Annotated in this window: 14 protein-coding genes; 8 read left to right on the top strand and 6 right to left on the bottom strand. The window is 67.8% G+C overall.

Features of this window, described 5'->3' with window-relative positions:
- Positions 1-109: 109 nt before the first annotated feature.
- The 6 genes from BTO20_RS06420 to BTO20_RS06395 all read left to right on the top strand — a co-directional run bounded on the left by BTO20_RS06420 (position 110) and on the right by BTO20_RS06395 (position 8,376).
- Positions 110-784: an RDD family protein gene (locus BTO20_RS06420; protein WP_087074339.1), complete on the top strand. Its 675-nt coding sequence runs from the start codon at positions 110-112 to the stop codon at positions 782-784.
- Positions 785-5,218 carry an FtsK/SpoIIIE domain-containing protein gene (locus BTO20_RS06415; protein ID WP_087074337.1) on the top strand — a complete coding sequence of 1,478 codons (4,434 nt, stop codon included), beginning with the start codon at positions 785-787 and terminating at the stop codon, positions 5,216-5,218.
- A 52-nt stretch (positions 5,219-5,270) separates the two neighbouring features.
- The gene (locus BTO20_RS06410) at positions 5,271-5,534 is read left to right on the top strand and encodes a WXG100 family type VII secretion target (protein WP_029371396.1); all 264 of its coding nucleotides are present in this window, start codon (positions 5,271-5,273) and stop codon (positions 5,532-5,534) included.
- A 76-nt stretch (positions 5,535-5,610) separates the two neighbouring features.
- On the top strand, positions 5,611-6,627 hold the full coding sequence (locus BTO20_RS06405) for a WXG100 family type VII secretion target (protein WP_087074335.1): 1,017 nt from the start codon (positions 5,611-5,613) through the stop codon (positions 6,625-6,627).
- Positions 6,624-7,526 (top strand): DUF6777 domain-containing protein, encoded by a 903-nt coding sequence (locus tag BTO20_RS06400; RefSeq protein ID WP_087074333.1) that lies wholly within the window; start codon positions 6,624-6,626, stop codon positions 7,524-7,526. Before BTO20_RS06405 ends, BTO20_RS06400 begins: the two co-directional genes overlap by 4 nt.
- 31 nt (positions 7,527-7,557) lie before the next feature.
- Positions 7,558-8,376, top strand: coding sequence for a hypothetical protein (locus BTO20_RS06395; RefSeq protein ID WP_087074331.1), 819 nt, complete (start codon positions 7,558-7,560; stop codon positions 8,374-8,376).
- A gap of 12 nt (positions 8,377-8,388) precedes the next feature.
- Here the strand turns inward: BTO20_RS06395 and BTO20_RS06390 are convergent, their stop codons facing one another.
- The 4 genes from BTO20_RS06390 to BTO20_RS06375 are packed head-to-tail and all read right to left on the bottom strand — an operon-like array spanning position 8,389 to position 12,216.
- The gene (locus BTO20_RS06390) at positions 8,389-9,264 is read right to left on the bottom strand and encodes a hypothetical protein (protein ID WP_087074329.1); all 876 of its coding nucleotides are present in this window, start codon (positions 9,262-9,264) and stop codon (positions 8,389-8,391) included.
- 5 nt (positions 9,265-9,269) lie between these two features.
- Positions 9,270-10,559, bottom strand: coding sequence for a hypothetical protein (locus BTO20_RS06385; protein ID WP_087081702.1), 1,290 nt, complete (start codon positions 10,557-10,559; stop codon positions 9,270-9,272).
- On the bottom strand, positions 10,556-11,518 hold the full coding sequence (locus BTO20_RS06380) for a PP2C family serine/threonine-protein phosphatase (protein WP_232491064.1): 963 nt from the start codon (positions 11,516-11,518) through the stop codon (positions 10,556-10,558). Before BTO20_RS06380 ends, BTO20_RS06385 begins: the two co-directional genes overlap by 4 nt.
- Entirely contained in the window at positions 11,515-12,216 is a 702-nt protein-coding gene (locus BTO20_RS06375) for a vWA domain-containing protein (RefSeq protein WP_232491063.1), read from the bottom strand. The genes BTO20_RS06380 and BTO20_RS06375 overlap by 4 nt, the downstream gene beginning before the upstream one ends.
- A 208-nt stretch (positions 12,217-12,424) precedes the next feature.
- Here BTO20_RS06375 and BTO20_RS06370 point away from each other — a divergent pair, with 208 nt between their 5' ends.
- Positions 12,425-12,871: a hypothetical protein gene (locus BTO20_RS06370; protein WP_087074327.1), complete on the top strand. Its 447-nt coding sequence runs from the start codon at positions 12,425-12,427 to the stop codon at positions 12,869-12,871.
- A 55-nt stretch (positions 12,872-12,926) separates the two neighbouring features.
- On the opposite strand, the gene BTO20_RS06365 is transcribed toward BTO20_RS06370, so the two are convergent.
- The gene (locus tag BTO20_RS06365) at positions 12,927-14,621 is read right to left on the bottom strand and encodes a TROVE domain-containing protein (RefSeq protein WP_087074325.1); all 1,695 of its coding nucleotides are present in this window, start codon (positions 14,619-14,621) and stop codon (positions 12,927-12,929) included.
- A gap of 465 nt (positions 14,622-15,086) precedes the next feature.
- Here BTO20_RS06365 and BTO20_RS06360 point away from each other — a divergent pair, with 465 nt between their 5' ends.
- Entirely contained in the window at positions 15,087-15,986 is a 900-nt protein-coding gene (locus tag BTO20_RS06360) for a DMT family transporter (RefSeq protein ID WP_087081696.1), read from the top strand.
- On the opposite strand, the gene BTO20_RS06355 is transcribed toward BTO20_RS06360, so the two are convergent.
- The gene (locus tag BTO20_RS06355; RefSeq protein ID WP_087074323.1) at positions 15,961-16,569 is read right to left on the bottom strand and encodes a TetR/AcrR family transcriptional regulator; all 609 of its coding nucleotides are present in this window, start codon (positions 16,567-16,569) and stop codon (positions 15,961-15,963) included. The two genes, BTO20_RS06360 and BTO20_RS06355, sit on opposite strands and share 26 nt — an antisense overlap.
- Positions 16,570-16,585 lie beyond the last annotated feature (16 nt).

The following is a 16,585-nucleotide window of genomic DNA, read 5'->3' as shown; positions in this document are numbered from 1 at the left end:
TCACCCTGCCCGAGGCCTCCGGCGTCCGGACGGCAGGCCCGTCGGTGTTGCCAGAACGGGCCGCCCCGGCCCGCAACCACCCAAGGCCCGGGCCGAACGGAGATAGTCGATGCCAGGACAGCCGGCGAACGGTGCCCGGGTCGACTGCCCGCATTGCGGCTCCACCCTGCCCGTCAATGCACGCTTCTGCGGCACCTGCGGCCACACCGTGCAGACCCGCAGCAGCGTCCCGAACGACCGCTGGCAGCGACCGCCCGCAGCGGCGGTCGGCGTCGAGCGGGTGCAACTCGCCGGCCGCGGGGTCAGGTGCAGCGCGTTCCTGCTCGATGTCGCCGCCATGATCAGTCCGGCTCTGCCGCTTGCCATTACGGGCGCCGCCCTCGGTGTCGCCGAGGTGATCTACATCGTCGTGCCAGTGGCGTTCGTGGCGGTCTGGGCTTGGCTGCAGATCCGCCAGGGCCTCACCGGGAACACCTTCGGAAAGTCGATGATGGGTCTGCGGGTGGTGCGGGCCACCGACAACCGGCCGCCGGGCCTGGGGCCCTCGATCCAGCGCAGCCTGATCTTCGTGGCGACATGCGGACTGGCCGCGCTGCCCGTGCTGATCCATCGGGCCCCGCACGCCGGGCTGCACGACCGGGCCAGCGGACTGACGGTGCTCGATGTGACCACGGGGGCCAATCCCCTCGGTCCGCGTCGGCAGGCAGCGCTGCGACGCTCCACCGACCGGGGACTGAACCAGGTTCGTTCGCCAATACCGCATCCCGTATCGAGGCGAGGTTAGATGCAGGCCAAATTCATTCTGCGCCGGGCGGATGGCAGCAGCGCCCAGGTCGCCATCACCGCTGACGCCACGGCATCGGTGTCGGACCTGGCCCGCGCGCTCGTCGTCAGCGACCCCGATCAACGCACGCGCCCGTCCAGCGGCGGCCTCACCTTGAAACTCGAAGACGCGGCATTCGACAACAGCGCCGCCGGACGACTGCTCGACCCGGGCCGCAGCCTCATCGACTCCGGTCTGCGGTCGGGCTCGACCGTCAGCGTGTCCGCAGTGTCGCATGTCGCGCCGCGGCGGCGCCGGGGCCGGGCCGTGGCGGTTCTGCGGGTACTCGACGGCCCCGACGCGGGCCTGGAATTCCCTCTGCCGTCCGGTAATTCGTCAGTGGGCACGGGAATCACCAACGACGTGGCACTCACCGACCACGGGATCGCCGACGTGCATGCCGCGATCACCGTCGGGGAGAGCATCGACATCGTCAACCTCGCCGGGCCATCCGGGGTGCGCATCGGCGGTCAACCCGTGCAGCGGGCCGCGGTGGGCGCGACCGACGTCGTGCAATTGGCAGACACCTCCATCGCCGTGCTGCACACCGTGCGCCCCGGTACGACCCAAACCGACAGTGTGGCCATCGAATTCAACCGGTCACCGCGGGTCGTCGCCCGCTTCGACGAGCAGGAATTCGCCGCACCAAAACCCCCGCAGCGCCCGGAACCGGCCCATCTGCCGGTCATCTCACTCGTCGCACCGCTGATCATGGGTGTGGTGCTGTTCGCGGTGAGCCGCAGTCTGCTGGCCGTCGCCTTCATCGCGCTGAGCCCGCTGCTGATGCTCGGTATGTACATCGACACCCTGCTGCAGAGTCGCAAGAAACAACGTCAGGAGTTGCAGCGGTTCGGCGATTCCCTGCGAGCGCTGGCAACCGAGCTCACCGACACACAACGGGTCGAGCGTGCGGTGCGGCTCAGTGAGGCGCCGGCGCTGGATCAGGTCGTCGAAGCCATCCACCGGCTGGGACCCCTGCTGTGGACCCACCGCCCGGAACTGCCCGGTTTTCTCAGCGTGCGGCTCGGCCTCGGGGACGCGCCGTCGCGGTGCCGTATCCAGTTGTCCGACACCGAGAATGCCGAAGTGAAGTACGCCGGGCAGCTCGCCGAGCTGCGCGACGAGTTCGCCACGGTCACCGACGTACCCATCGTGGCCGACCTTCGGGAATCCGGGGCCCTGGGCATCTGCGGGCCGCGAGGTGTCGTCGACGGGGTGGCGCGCGGAATCATCATGCAGCTCGCCGGCCTGCATTCCCCTGCCGACCTGACCATCACCGCATTCAGCTCGCCGCAATCCAGAACGTCCTGGGAGTGGCTGGAATGGTTGCCGCACACCGGTTCGGTGCACAGTCCGTTGTCGGGCAACCATCTGACCGACAGCCGCGGCGGCGGCCAGGCGTTGATGTCGCGCCTCGAGGATCTGGTCAAGCAGCGCCGCAGCGGCGAGTCCACGAGCAGCGCATACGTTTTCGGCGGAATCGACCAGAGTACCGGCGACGACACCCGGGCCCCGTCGATCACCCCGGCCGTGGTCGTGCTGGTGGAGGACACCGCACCCATCGACCGGTCCCGGCTGACCCGACTGGCCGAGCAGGGCGGCTCGGTGGGCGTGCACATCATCTGGGTCGCGACCCAGGTGGCCAGCCTGCCTGCCGCGTGCCGGACCTTCCTGCTCGTCGAGAACGAGTCGACGGGCGCGACCGTCGGCCAGGTTCGCCACGGCAAGCACACCTTTCCGGTGGCATGCGACAGCATCGAGGTCGCCGATGCACGGCAGGTCGCTCTGTTGCTCGCACCGGTCGTCGATGTCGGGGCCGCGGTCGAGGACGAAACCGACCTGCCCCGCTCGGTGTCCTATCTGACGCTGGCCGGCACCCGGATGGCCTCGGAACCGGCTGCCATTGCCCAGCAATGGCTTTCCAACGACTCGGTGCTGATCCGTACTGGTGAGCCCCACCCGCGCAGCGGGCCCGCCGCCGGGCTGCGCGCATTGGTGGGCTCCAGTGGCTCGGCCGAGGTGTTTCTCGATCTGCGTGAACACGGCCCGCACGCGCTGGTCGGTGGCACGACCGGCTCTGGCAAGAGCGAATTCCTGCAGTCGTGGATCATGGGCATGGCGGCCGCCCACAGCCCTGATCGCGTCAGCTTCCTGCTGGTGGACTACAAGGGCGGCACCGCCTTCGCCGACTGCGTGCAGTTGCCGCACACCGTCGGCCTGGTCACCGACCTGTCCCCGCACCTGGTGCGGCGCGCGCTGACGTCTCTGGGCGCCGAGATCCGCCGCCGCGAGCACCTGCTGAACACCAAGCGCGCCAAGGACCTGATCTCGCTGGAACAGACCGGCGATCCGGACACCCCGCCCGCGCTGGTGATCATCGTCGACGAGTTCGCCGCACTGGCTTCCGAGGTGCCCGAGTTCGTCGACGGCGTCATCGACGTCGCGCAGCGCGGCCGATCCCTCGGGCTGCATCTGGTCCTGGCGACACAGCGTCCGGCGGGTGTCATCAAGGACAATCTGCGGGCCAACACCAACCTTCGGATCGCTCTGCGTCTCAACGACATCGATGATTCGCTCGACGTGATCGACGATCCGTTGGCCGCGCATTTCCCGCCCGAGATCCCCGGCCGGGCGGTGGCCAAGACCGGCCCCGGCCGCTTGACCACATTCCAGGCGGCCTACGCCGGTGGGTGGACCAGCGATCAACCCGAACAGGCCCCGATCGACATCTGGGAGTTCGTGTTCGGGCGACGCAGGCCCTGGCACGACCCGACCGCCGCACAGGCCGCTCGGCGACCGTCCGGGCCGACCGACATCGCCCGCGTGGTGAGCACCATCGGCGCGGCCGCGGCGCAGCTGCGCATCCCGGTGCCACGCAAACCCTGGCTGCCGCCGCTGGGTGACAGCTACGCATTGGAAGAGCTTGTCCGGCAGGACAACAGCGGCGCGCTGGTGATCGGCAAGTGCGACACCCCCACCGAACAAGCCCAACCCCTCGCCATCTTCTCGCCGGATGAATCGGGGAACATGGCCATCATCGGTACCGGCGGCGCGGGCAAGTCGACCGCGCTTCGGACCCTGGCCATCTCGGCCGCGCTGAACCCCAATGACGGGCCGGTGCACGTCTACGCCCTGGATTTCGCCTCCGGCAGCCTGCGCATGCTCGAAGCGCTACCGCATGTGGCCGCTGTGGTGAACGCCGACGACGAGGAGCGCATCGGCCGGGTGCTGCGCCGGCTCACCGCACTGCTCGACGAGCGATCCCGCAAGTTCGCCAGGGTCAACGCATCGACCATCACCCAGTACCGCGAACTGGCCAACCCGGGCGAACCCCGCATCCTGCTCCTCGTCGACGGCATCGGCCCCTTCCGCGACCAGTATGAACACATATCGCACACACCGTTTTTCAGCATGCTCAGTCAACTGGCCTCCGACGGCCGCATGCTCGGTGTCCACGTGATCATCACCGCAGACCGCCCGGCAGCGATCTCGTCGTCATTGGCGTCCACGATGCAGCGGCGGCTGGTACTGCGGTTGGCGTCCGACGACGACTACGTCCTGACCGGAGTCCCCACGGACATCCTGTCGGCCAAATCCCAACCGGGCCGGGCGATCACCGAGGGCGTGGAGATCCAGCTCGCAGTGTTCGGCGGGGATGCCAACGTGGCCGTGCAGGCCCGCGCCATCGAACAGCTGGCCGAGCGGATGCGACACAGCGGGTTCATCCCGCCCGAGCCGGTCGAACGACTCTCGGAGCACATCGAACTCGATGCGCTCCCGGCGACGACCGCGGCGGGAACCGCGGTGGTGGGCGTCGCCGACGAATCACTGGCACCCATCGGCATCACCCCGGCCGGCGTGCTCATGGTGACCGGGCCGCCCGGCAGCGGCCGCTCCACCGCATTGGTCACGCTGGCCCAGGCAGTGCGCAGACAGCATCCCAACACCCGGATCGTGCACCTGGCACCGTCGGCGTCGACCATCGCCGGATTGGACGTGTGGACCGACACCGCCTGCGGGCAGGACGAGGTGATCAGTCAGGTCAACCGGTTGGACACCGGCGCGGCGAATCTCATGGTGGTGATCGAGGGTGTCGCGAATTTCGGTGGCACAGAAGCCGAGAACGACTTGGCGGCGATGATCAAACGGCTCGGCGACACGGCGTTCATCGTGGGCGAATCCGAGGTGTCCGGCTGGGGCCAGGCGTGGCTGCTGGCGCAACCGTTCAAGGCATCCCGACGCGGCCTGCTGTTGTGGCCCGGCGGGGTGGAATCCGAAAGCCTGCTGAGTACGTCCATCGGCGTCGTGCGCCGCACCGACTTTCCGCCCGGGCGCGGAGTGCTCGTGGAACGCGGTAAGGGGGTGTGGTTACAGGTCGCACAACCTGTCATCTAGGCGGAAACACCCAACGTCAAACAGTGCATCGAAACAACACAACGGAGGAATCATGGCACTTTTCGGGCAGGACATCGCACAGGTCCAGCAGCTGGCCACCCAACTCAACGCCAAGGCATCCGACATCGAATCGGTCATCTCGCAGTTGACGTCCGCGGTCAACTCGGTTCAGTGGATGGGGCCGGACGCCGAGCGGTTCAAGTCGGACTGGCAGGGCCAGCATGTGCCGCAGCTGCGGCAGGTGGTCAGCGCGCTGCAGACCGCATCGCAGAACGCCAACCGCAATGCCAGCGAGCAGCAGCAGGCGAGCTCGTAACCCACGATCGAATCACCCTGGGGTGCAGGCGTACACACGCGTGCACCCCAGGTGACGGCCAGGATGAGGACTTCAGATGACCGTTGACGGTGCGGATCCCGAACAACTGCGGCTGGCGGCCAAGCAGCTCACGCAAGCCGCCGACCAACTGCAGGGGTCGGTCAAGAGCTTGAGCAGCGTGATCGCCAACGCGTCGTTCTGGCGCGGCCCCGATTCCGACCGCTTCCGCTCCCAGTGGCACGGGCAATCCGCTCGCTCGGTGACCAACGCCGTCGACGCCCTGCACAACGCGGCGAACATCCTGCGCCGCAACGCCGATGAGCAGGACAATGCCAGCAAGGCCGACGGCGGCGGTACCGGAGCCAAGCACAACGCCGCGGCCAAGAACTATGGCACCGCACCCACCGGGCTGCACGGGATGTGGGATGAGATCCACAAGGTTCCGAACGGCCCGGACTCGACGGGTTACCGCGTGGTGACCGTTGACGACGGTCACGGGCACAAGCGCTACATCGTGTACATCGTCGGTACGGGCGGCTCCAGCACTCAGACGGTCCTGTCCAACGGTGATGCCGCGATCGGAAAACTCGACGAGGCCCAAGTCAAGCGGCTCGAGGCGCTCATTCCCAAAGGGGCCGACGTCATGTTGGTCGGGTACAGCCAAGGCGGAGTGGACGCACAGAACATCGCCGCATCGCATCGCCTCAACGTGCAGCAGGTCGTGACATTCGGGTCACCGGTACGCCAAGATCTCGATGTCCCGGCGATACATCTGCAGGCCAACGGTGACGGGGTGCCGGGCAGCGCGGCCGGACTCCCCGGACCGTACTTCTGGTCCGCCATCGCATCTGACAACGATCCGGAAGTGTTCCGTGGCACCGCCGAGAACTACAGTCCGTCCAACCACCTACCCCTCGACATCCACAGCGGCGCCTACGGCCCCCTGTCGTCCGAGTTCGACAAGGAAGCCGGCAGCAGTGGGATCGGCGGCGGGCGAGCTGCCACCGCAGCGGACGGTCTGACGAAGTTTCACGGCACTGTCGTCGACCAGGTTGACGTCGCCAAATCCGGTTCGGGAGGGGCCGGTTGGTGACCGATCACTGGGTCGATCCGAATCAGCCGAGCCCGATCAGCCCGCGGGCGCCGGTGATTCTCGCGGTGTCTGCCGTGGCGCTTGCCCTCGTGGTGGTCGCGACCCTGGTGGCAGTTCTGGCGTTTGCGTCCGACCGCAACTCGCCGCAGCCGACCGCCGGTGACGTCACGCTGATCAAGCGCAACGCACCGGTGGATGCTCCGTTCACCCGGTCGATACTGGTTGTCCCGGTCGCTATTTCAGACCAAGCGGAGCAGAAGTCGACCGCGCTGCTGCAACAGCTGCCGGTGCGCGCGGATCGCGGTGTGCGCCCGGTGTCCGGGCGGCAGAGTGACCTGTACGGAACCACCGGTGAGACCTCGCCGTGCGACGTGGTGACGCTGGCGAACTACCTGGACGCCGACGCCGCAGCAGCGCAGGCCTGGGGTCTGGCATTGGGACTGGGTCCGCAGCAGATTCCGTACTACCTCAACACCCTGACCGCGGTGGTGTTGATGGGTGACACCTGGGTGACCACGCATGAATTGGCCGACGGTGCAGCCCATTCCGCCCAGGCAGTGTTGCAGGCCGGCACCGGGGTGCTGGTCGATCCGCTGGGAGTGCCGCGGGTGCATTGCGTGTCCGGCGCGCCGCTGACACCGCCCGCCAACAAGAACCTCACCGACTATCGGGTCAACGGCGACAAGTGGGACGCGTTCGCGCCGCAGACCGTGCTGGCGGTCAACTACGCCGCAGCGGGCGGCCCCGCCTCGGACGGCGACTTCACCCTCATCGATGTCACGTCCGGCCAGGAGGTGACGCGAAAGACCGGCGGCACCATCAACCTGGGGACGGCCACCGTCGCGCTTCCCGATCCCGCCGTGATGAACATTCCCCCCAGCCCGACGATGCCCGGATGAGCCCGGGCACCCAACGAAAACGGAGTCACCTGTGACCAATTACGTCTCCGGCGGTTCGAGCGATCCGCACGCCTCCTACCGCCGCCAAGCGTCTGAGCATTTCGGGAGCCGGCAGCCCGGTGTACCGGTCCTGACCCTGGCCGGCGCCGCGGCCGGCGGGGACTTCGAGCATCAGGACATCGCGCTGCTACCCGGCGAACAGTCGCTGTTCGCCGCGGACTTCACCGCCTCACCGATCCTGCGTCACATCAAGACCGGGGTGGTGGTCACCCAGGATCGCGTCGTGATGCGCTATCCGCAGTACATTCTCGCGTTCATCCGGGTCGGCCACGCTGAATCATCCTGCCCGATACGCAAACTCAGCAAGGTGACGGTGGGCCGCACGCTGTCGCGCAGCCGGGTGTTCAAGGCCCTGCTGTTCGGTGGGGTCGGCGGCATGATGGCGATGTCGGGGCTGGCCTCGCTTACCGTGTCCCTCATCGGTGGCCTGATGCTGTTGGTCGGCTTGGCGCTGCTGGGGGTGGCGGCCTTTCAGCTCTGGATGGCCCGCAGCTTGGGTCTGACCGTCATCAACGACGGTGGTTCCGTGCTGCACGTGGATGTCGAAAAGGCTGAGTACCAGGACATGGTGACCGCGGGCCAACTCATCCAGGAGCTGATGCTCGGCGCGCCTGCGGCGGCGCCCAGCGCCCCCGCACCTCCCGCCGACCTGCCGAAACCACCCGCTCCCCCGCGGCCCGCGCCGCAGCCCCGACCGGTGGCCGTGGACCGTCCGGCTCCGCCCGCCCCGCGGCCCCAGCCATCGCCAGCACCCAAACCGGCTGCACCGCCGTCCATCTGGCGCGCGTAGCGGCCGACCGCTTCAGTCCACTACGAACGAGAAATCGGCGAACTCGGCAGCTCCGGCCCACACCCGGATCACCGGGTTTCCGCATCGCGCTCCGGTTGCAACACTGGACACCTGAAGGCCGTCGATGGACAGCGTGTGGGCGTTGGCATCGATGGCGATCTCGACGTTGTGCCAGTCATGGTCGAGCCGACCGGGTTGCAGCCCGTGGTCGGTGTCGCCTGGGTAGTCGGCGGTGCGGAAACCCTGCTGGCCGAAGTCGAATTGGATGGCCGTGCCGTCGAGGGCGGCTGTGGCCGGGTCTCCCGGAGTCAGCGTGGCCAACCCGATACCGAATCCGCCTGCCACACCGTCGCTGTGCGAGATGTCTCTGACCCGCCCGGTCATTCGCAGATCGCATCGGGCAGGCCCCGGTTGCGCCAGGCCCGACCACTTGGTCCGCCAGGTGTCGGTGGTGTCGTGGGTGTCGAGAACGACCGAACGGCCGTCATCACCGAATTGAGTGTCGATCCCGCCGAACGCGGTCCAGGTGCGGAAGTCGACGCGCAGGGACTTCGGAGCCGGCCAGTCGGGCATGAACGTCGGTTGCGCGGAGCCCGTGGGCGGTGAGACGGTTCCGGCGTCGCGTCGATGCGGAAGCACCGCGACCACCACGACAACCAGGGCGACTGTGGCGCACAGCGCCAGCGACACGATGACCGGCACCAGCCACCGATGCGACCCGGAGGGCATTGACGTCGGGGTTGTGCGCTTTTCGGCGTCCGCCGGGGTGTCGACCCAGAACTGCCATCCCGGCGGTGCGGGAGGCCACTGCGGGTCGGGCTGCCAGTCCGGCGTGGGCGACCATCCCGGTGGTACCGGCCAGCCCGGCGGCGGATTGAACCTCGTCACCGCACCTACAACCCGAATGTCGAAGTGCCACTGAGGATCGCCCACACAATGAAGCACGTGAGGACGACGACGATGGTGACCACGGTGGCCAATCCGGCGAGAATGAGCTTGGTGCTCTGCGGCAATTGCGCCCAGGTGGCTTTTGCGCCGGACGGTGTGACCGCAGACTTTCGGGGAACGGATCTCGCCGGTGCGGTCGGACGACTATCCGCCACCGGCACCCGACCGGTCGAGCCGGGGCGCTGCTTGTTCTGCTGACGTGCCCAGCGTTCATCGTCGATCGCGCACCACGGGCATGCCGCGGGACCGACCGGAACCTGATGCATCCCACGGGGACACACCTCGCGCCGCACTCGCAGCAGTGCGCCGCGCCATTCCTCGGCGCTGGGCCGGGCGTTCGGATTTCGCGCCCCGTCGGTGAAGGCCCGCACGAACAACCGTTGAATCTCGTTGGGCAGGAAGGTGACCGGCGGAGCCAAGGGGTGGGTCCGCAGCGGAGACCCGGGTCCGCCGGCCCAGCTGCCCGTCCGGGCCAGGCTCATCGCATCTGGTTGCTCGCCGCCGGCGGTCCAATTTCCTCGCATGAACGGGTGATTGCCCGCCATCAGCAGTTGATGGATGTGGATGGCGAGCGCGAACAGATCCGACGGTTTGTCCCGCGGGCAGGCGCGTAGGTCGACGCCTGCCAATTCGGGAGCGGTGAACTCGGGTCGCCCTACCCCGCAGAGATACTGGCGTCCTGACCCGTCAATGAACTGCATGGAATCGCAGTCCACCAAGGTGACTTCGGTGGTGTCGGAGACCAGGATGTTGCGTTCCTGGAAATCGCCGATCACCGCGTCAACGCGGTGCACCACCTGCACTGCCAGGCACAGGTTGGCCGCCGTGTTCACCAGATGCCCCCACGAGACCTTCTTCGTCCACTGCGGAGCCGACGGCAGCGGGTCCTCGCGGTTGGTCGGGTTGCTCATGGTGTGGATTTCGACGGAGGTGGCGGTGTCGATCCGCGGCATGACAAAGCCGACCGGGCCACCGTCGTCGACGATGAGGTGCTCCGGCCAGGTCAACACGACAATGCCGTTGGGCTGCACCGCACCTGGCGGGGCCCCTTGGACCATCGCCGCCACCTTGTCGAGCTTGGACGGCAACCCTTTGAGGTCCCGGTGGAAAACCTTGGCGGCCCAATCCGGCCGGTCGGCGACCCCGTACACGGTGCCTTCGCCGGCCCGGGCCAGCACCGGTGTCAGCGTGACGGGCTCTCCGGTCACCAGCCGGACGCCTGCAGGATTCGTCATCGACGCTGCCGCCTTCCCCACCAGTGGCGCTGCGCCGGTTTCGTCGACAGGGGCTCGGTGGGGGCGTCGGTCCCGGCGGCCGGTAACGGATCTGTCCGTCCCTCGCTGTCAACAGGGTTCGGCGCGCCGGCCTGCGGCGGTGGGCTGGATTCTGTGATGACCACGCCGGCGCGGTCCCCGACATCGCGTAATGCCGCCAGCACCATCGTCTTGTCGTCGCCGGTCTGGTCGTCCTCGATGCCGGCCAGCATCGCCGCGAAACTGGTGCTGCCTGCGCCCGATCGAAGATGCTGCCAGCAGCCCCGGAAGAACGGCTGGTAGGCGTCGCCGGTGGCGATGTCGGTGATCTTGTAGCTCATTCCGTCGGTGCTGAGGGCGAAGGCAGTCACATCGGTGCACACCGCGGTCCGCAACGACTCGTCGAGCGCATGGTCGGACTGGATGAACGTTGTGGTGTTGGCGTATTCGTCTTTGCGCTCGATCAGCAGCGACTCGATCTGCTCGTCGTTTTCCGCGGCGATCACACCGTCACCTACCTGGCCGAACACCGCCTTGTCCCAATTGGCCACCGCCACACACAATGTCGTCGACAGCAGGGCCACGTCGAGGCCGGTGGCGTGCGCGTGGCGCTGAACCCGTTGCAGCGCACCGTCGAACAACCACCGGAGAAGTTTCTGGGCATGCTCGGCGGTCGCCTTGCGGTAGCTTTCGATGAACGTCGGCTGCAAGGCGTCGCCCAGGACGCTCTGGCACGCCACATACGCACCCCAGGCCGACGTGCCACTCACCGAGCCGGCCCCGTCCGCAACCGCCGCGACGACGAAATCGCCTGCGACGCCGTAACTGTACGCGTCGTCGCACCCTAGACCACGCTGCTGGTGCATTGCCCCGGTGACCGAGGCACCGCACGCCGACCACCCACACCCGGTCATCCGCTCACTCGAGCGGACCGCCGTCATGCGCTCGTCCACCCACTGACCGAGGGCAACGGAATCCGGTCGCTCATGGCGCCCAACGCATCATCGTTGCGGCCGAACTCCGAGGAATTCGACACGTTGCTCAACGAGGCCGACAACCATTCGAACAACTCCGCGTACTTCAACCCCTCCAATGGGGCGGGGCTGCGCTGCACCGAAAGACGGCTCAGCTGTTGGTAGTCGACGCGTGGGCCGGCACCCACCGCGAATACGGTGACGCCCCTTGCTGATTCGGCGGCGTTGAGCCGGGCGACCGCGGCGTCGAAACCGTCGAGGTTCGGTTTGCCGTCGGTGAGGACCAGGATCCACGGCCGGTAGTACTGCAGCCCGGCGACCTTGTACGCGTGCTTGCGGTCCTCGATGATGTCGAGAGCGAGGTTGATCCCGGCGCCCATGTTCGTCGTACCCGACGCGGTGAACGGCACGGGCTGCAACATCCGCGCCTCCTGCATCGGCACCAGGACGGTCGCCACCGTCCCGAACGTCACCACCGCGACCTCGACGCGTTTGCTGGCCAGGGTCTCGTTGTGCAGGTAATGAGTGAAGGCCGCAAAGCCCCGCTCCAGTGCCTCGATGGGCTCGCCCTGCATCGAGCCCGACACATCGGCCAGCACGACGCAGGCAACCCGCGGGTCGGGGTTAGCGTCGTTGAGCTCGACGGCCCATCCCCACTCGGACACCGGCGGACCTCTCTCCCATTCGACGGGTTGCTCGACGCATCCTCTCACCGTGGCCTCGACCCGACACACCGAACCCCGCAGGAAAACGCGGCCGGGCCCTGCCACGTTCAGCGTTGCACGCCGGGCACGTCGTGCGCGCGGCCAAATTGTCCGTCGAACGGATGACGACGTGGTGGTCCGTCGCGGTGCGGCCCTAAAGTGAGCAGGTATGAGGCTTCTCTGCGCGGTCTTGGCCGCGCTGGCCCTGCTGACCGGGTGCACGACGGTGACGGCAGGAACGCCCACGATGGGGCCCGTCGACAACGAATGGCGCAACGCCGTCATCGACGCGGTGGTCCAGCTGGGCACTGCCCTCGGACCGGTGGGCGACGCGATGTCGAGCGACGACTATCCGGCCCTGCAGACGAGCTGCCGAGACCTGGGCACCTACCTCGACACGATGGAACGCAAGGTCCTGCCCGGGCCCGACCCCAACGTCAACTCCGCGCTGCGCGACGGTATCGACGGCTACCGCGAGGTGGCCACCATGTGTGAGGCGTTGACGCCGACCAGCACGCCGGCCGATCTACAGCAGCTCAGCATTGCCATCGACGGGGCCGACAAGCGGATCAAGGACGCACTCAAGCTGCTCGGAGTGGAGATTCCGAAGCGCTGAACCCACGACAGATCGGGGGTGACGGTCGAAAACCGTCACCCCCGACTGCATTCCGCTACACGTCGCCGCGGGAGAAATCCGCCAGCAGCGTCGGCACCGCCGAGTCGAACCCGGAGATGTCGAGCTGACGCGGGTCGCTCGGATCGGCGATCGAGTTGCGGGTGGCCGTCATGGCGACGACCACCAGGCGCGCGTCGATGCCCATCCGGTGCCGGTACTGCTCGAGCGCCTGGTGCGGATGGATGTTCCCGTACCAGGTTTCGTTGTCGGTGTAGATGTGGAACGTGTCCACCTCCACCCGATGCTTGAGTGCCCAGACCATCGGCAGTGCGCAGTCCGTGGCACCCATCGGCAGCCCCGCGGTGTACCGGCACACGTCGTCGAGGCGACGACGCGGACCGATGTCCAGCTCGGTGACCGCGGTGTCCGGGTATCCGCGACTGCCCGCGGTGAACCCGATGATCCGGTGCTGCGGCTCGGTGGCCGCGGCGACCATCGCCAGTGCGGACGACGCCTCGCGGCACGTCACCGGCAGACCCGACACCGGCATCACCATCGAGCCCGAGATGTCCAGTGCGAGCAGCGTCCGCTTGTTCGCCGGCTGCACCGCCCCGTAGGCCGCGTAGAACGCCGCGTCGAGCGCATCGCTGATGCGTCCGACCGGCGTCCAGGTGCTCTGCCCGCGATCCCCGCGGCCTGACGCGTAGGTACGCTGTGCCACAAGGACATTCACCGGGTGCACCCGGGCCCGCGCCAGCCGAACCGGGTCGGCGAGCTGCGTCGCCACCGTCTCACCGACCGTGCCGGCCAGCAGCCCCAGCCGGGTCAGCCGCGGGAGCTGACGCATCAGCGCCGTCTGCGGCATCCCGCGGGCGATGAGCGCCTCCCACACCGCCGGCTCCGCCAGTGCCGTGTCGGGCAGCATCTCCCACGACAGTCCGTTGCCCCGCTCGATGATCTCGAGCCACCGGCCCGGAGTCGTCGCGGCCTGCGCGTCCTCGAAGTCGGCGATGATCGCCAGCTCCTCGGGTACGACGTCGGCACGCAGCGCCGGGCGGACAGCGTTGCGCTGCCCGGCCTTGAGCTGCGTGTCGCTCAGCGGTACGACGGCTTCGGGATAGTCACCGAGACCCTTGCCGACGGCCCAGTTGAACGCCATGCGGCGAGCCGGGTCAGTGGTGCCCGACGGGCTGGCCAGCCGCAGCAGATCGCGGTGGCTCCACCCGCCGCGCCTGCGGTACTTCACCAGCTGGTAGGCCAGCTGATCGACGGGCCGCTCGGTGTACCACTGGGCGATCGCGCGACGCAGCGTCGGACCCCAACCACGGAACTGCTCGACGTAACTGGCGAACAGAAACAGCTGAGTTGCGGTGCGCGCCACTCGCGGCAGTGCCGCGAGCGCGGCGCGCCGACCGTCGAGGTCCTCAGCCGACGCGGCGATGGCCAGCGCGAACAGCGCCGGGTTGGCCTTGGGTGCACGCCCCGCCTCCGAGACCGCCACGATGCGGTTCACCAGCTCGACCGGATCGGTTGCGGCGGCCCGCAGCACCACCTCTGCGTTGTCACGCGTGAGATCGCCGCTACGGGTGTAGTACGTGCCACCGTCGGTGCCCAGAGTCAGGAATCGGTGCACCCGCGCCCAGTCGTCAACCGGAAAGGCGTAGCCGCCAGCGGTATTGAGCAACTGCTCGGCCTTCGCTGCGCGCGACTGTCGCGTCCAGCGCAGGTTGATCGTCTTGAGAATGTCCATGGGGCTACTCCTTTCCGTGTTGTGTGCCGGACATGGTGCCGCGAGCGTGTGAGGCGCCGACCGGATACGCAACAGCCGAAGCTGCTCCGTCAGGAATCGAACCCAAATCGCCAGATAACCGACCGACTTCCGGCCCGCGGCAATGAACTTGTGCGCCAGGGGATGTGAGCGTGTGAGGGGTCAACCGATATCAAGAGCTCTGCCAGACTGAGCTACCGCCCCCAAGGGACGGACGGGATTCGAACCCGCGACCTCTCCATCCGTAGTGGTAACCGATCAACGTCCGGCTCACATCACCGGGCCCGCAGAACGCTACGCGGGCGCACAGGGGTTCGCTACTGATTATTCGGACTCTCGCATTGCGTTGTGCACCAACAGACTCCGTGCGCCGGGTTCGCGGCATTGTGGGAGGTCAGCGTAATTGCGATGCGCAGAGCACCTGCGCGTTTCTACCATCGGGCAGTGATGCTCAACGTCGTCCGAGGACTGAATGCGATTGCGGAGCGGCCCGTGCCGGTCGCGGCCGTTGGTGCATTCGCAGTGTCGACGTCGGGCCTGTTCGTGGCACTGTCGGCCACCTCGCCCGGTACTGCGTCGTTCTTCCGATGTGTGTTCGCGCTGCCGCTGCTGGTGCCGCTCGCGGTCGCCGAACGACGCCACCGCGGAGCGCCTACCGCTCGCCAATATGGCTGGGCGGCCGCCGCGGGAGTGCTGTTCGCAGCGGATGCACTGTTCTGGACCCAGGCGATCTACGAGGTCGGCGTGGGGTTGTCCGCCGTGCTGGTCAACACCCAGGTGGTGATGGTGCCGCTGCTCGCGCGGTTGATCGACCGGGAGCCGCTGAGCGCCCGGTTCGTTGCGCTGTTGCCGGTCGTCGTGCTGGGCACGGTGCTCACCGGCGGCGTCTTCGAATCCGGCGTGGCGGGGACGGCGCCCATCGCCGGGACGATCCATTCCGCGCTGGCGGCGCTGTGCTACTCGGCGTTCCTGTTCCTGCTCCGCCGCGGCGGGCCGCACCAACCGCCGGTCCAGTCGTACGTGACGATCATGGGATCCGCGGCGGCCGCCGCCCTGATCGGTGGTGCCCTCTGGGGTGGCGTCACCCTGATACCGGGCTGGGGGCCGGCGGGCTGGCTCGCGCTCACGGCGATCTGCGGCCAGGTACTGGGCTGGCTGCTCGTCGCGCTGAGCAGTCCCTTGCTACGGGTCGAAGTCAGTTCTGCTCTGCTGCTGCTGACACCGGTCGGCGCACTTCTGCTGGCCGCCGTAGTCCTGGGCCAGGTGCCTTCGGCATGGCAGGCGATCGGGTGCGTCCTCATCCTGGCAAGCGCCTACTGGATCACCGCGCGCGCCCCAGCGACGTGATGGCGAGGTCGACGGCGACCGCGGCGAGCTGATCGAGCTTCGTCCGGGATATGCCGTCCCGGGCCTGTTGGGCGATGCCGCTCAGCACCGCCATCACGAACCGGCCGAGGGCTTCGGGATTCGCGTCGGCGGCAATGCGGCCGGCATCGATGTCGGCGCGGACCTTGTCGGCGAACTGTGCGACCTTGCGTTCCCGGATTTTGCGCATGGCTCGCTGCACGACGGGATCGGGAGTGCCTGCGTCGCCGCTGACGACCAGGCAACCCGCCGGAAGGCCGCGGCGGGTGTACCGTGCCGGCGCCTCGGTGAAGATGCGGGCCGCGGCCAGCTGCGCGGTCGGCTCTTCAGCGAGGGCGGCGTCGATGAATCCGCCGTACACCCGGTCATATACCTCCACCGCCTCAGCGAACAGCTGCTGCTTGCCGCCGAACGTGTTGTAGAGGCTGGGTGCAGCGATGCCCAGCTCACAGGTCAGATCACGGACCGACGTGGCCTCGTAACCGTTGGTCCAGAACATCCGGATCGCTTTGTCCAGCAGCATGTCCCGATCGAATGACCGCGGACGACCGCGCGTTGTCGCCATCCACTCATTTTATAGC

The organism is Mycobacterium dioxanotrophicus (assembly GCF_002157835.1).
GTDB lineage: Bacteria > Actinomycetota > Actinomycetes > Mycobacteriales > Mycobacteriaceae > Mycobacterium > Mycobacterium dioxanotrophicus.
This window is presented reverse-complemented; position numbering and strand designations above follow the sequence as displayed.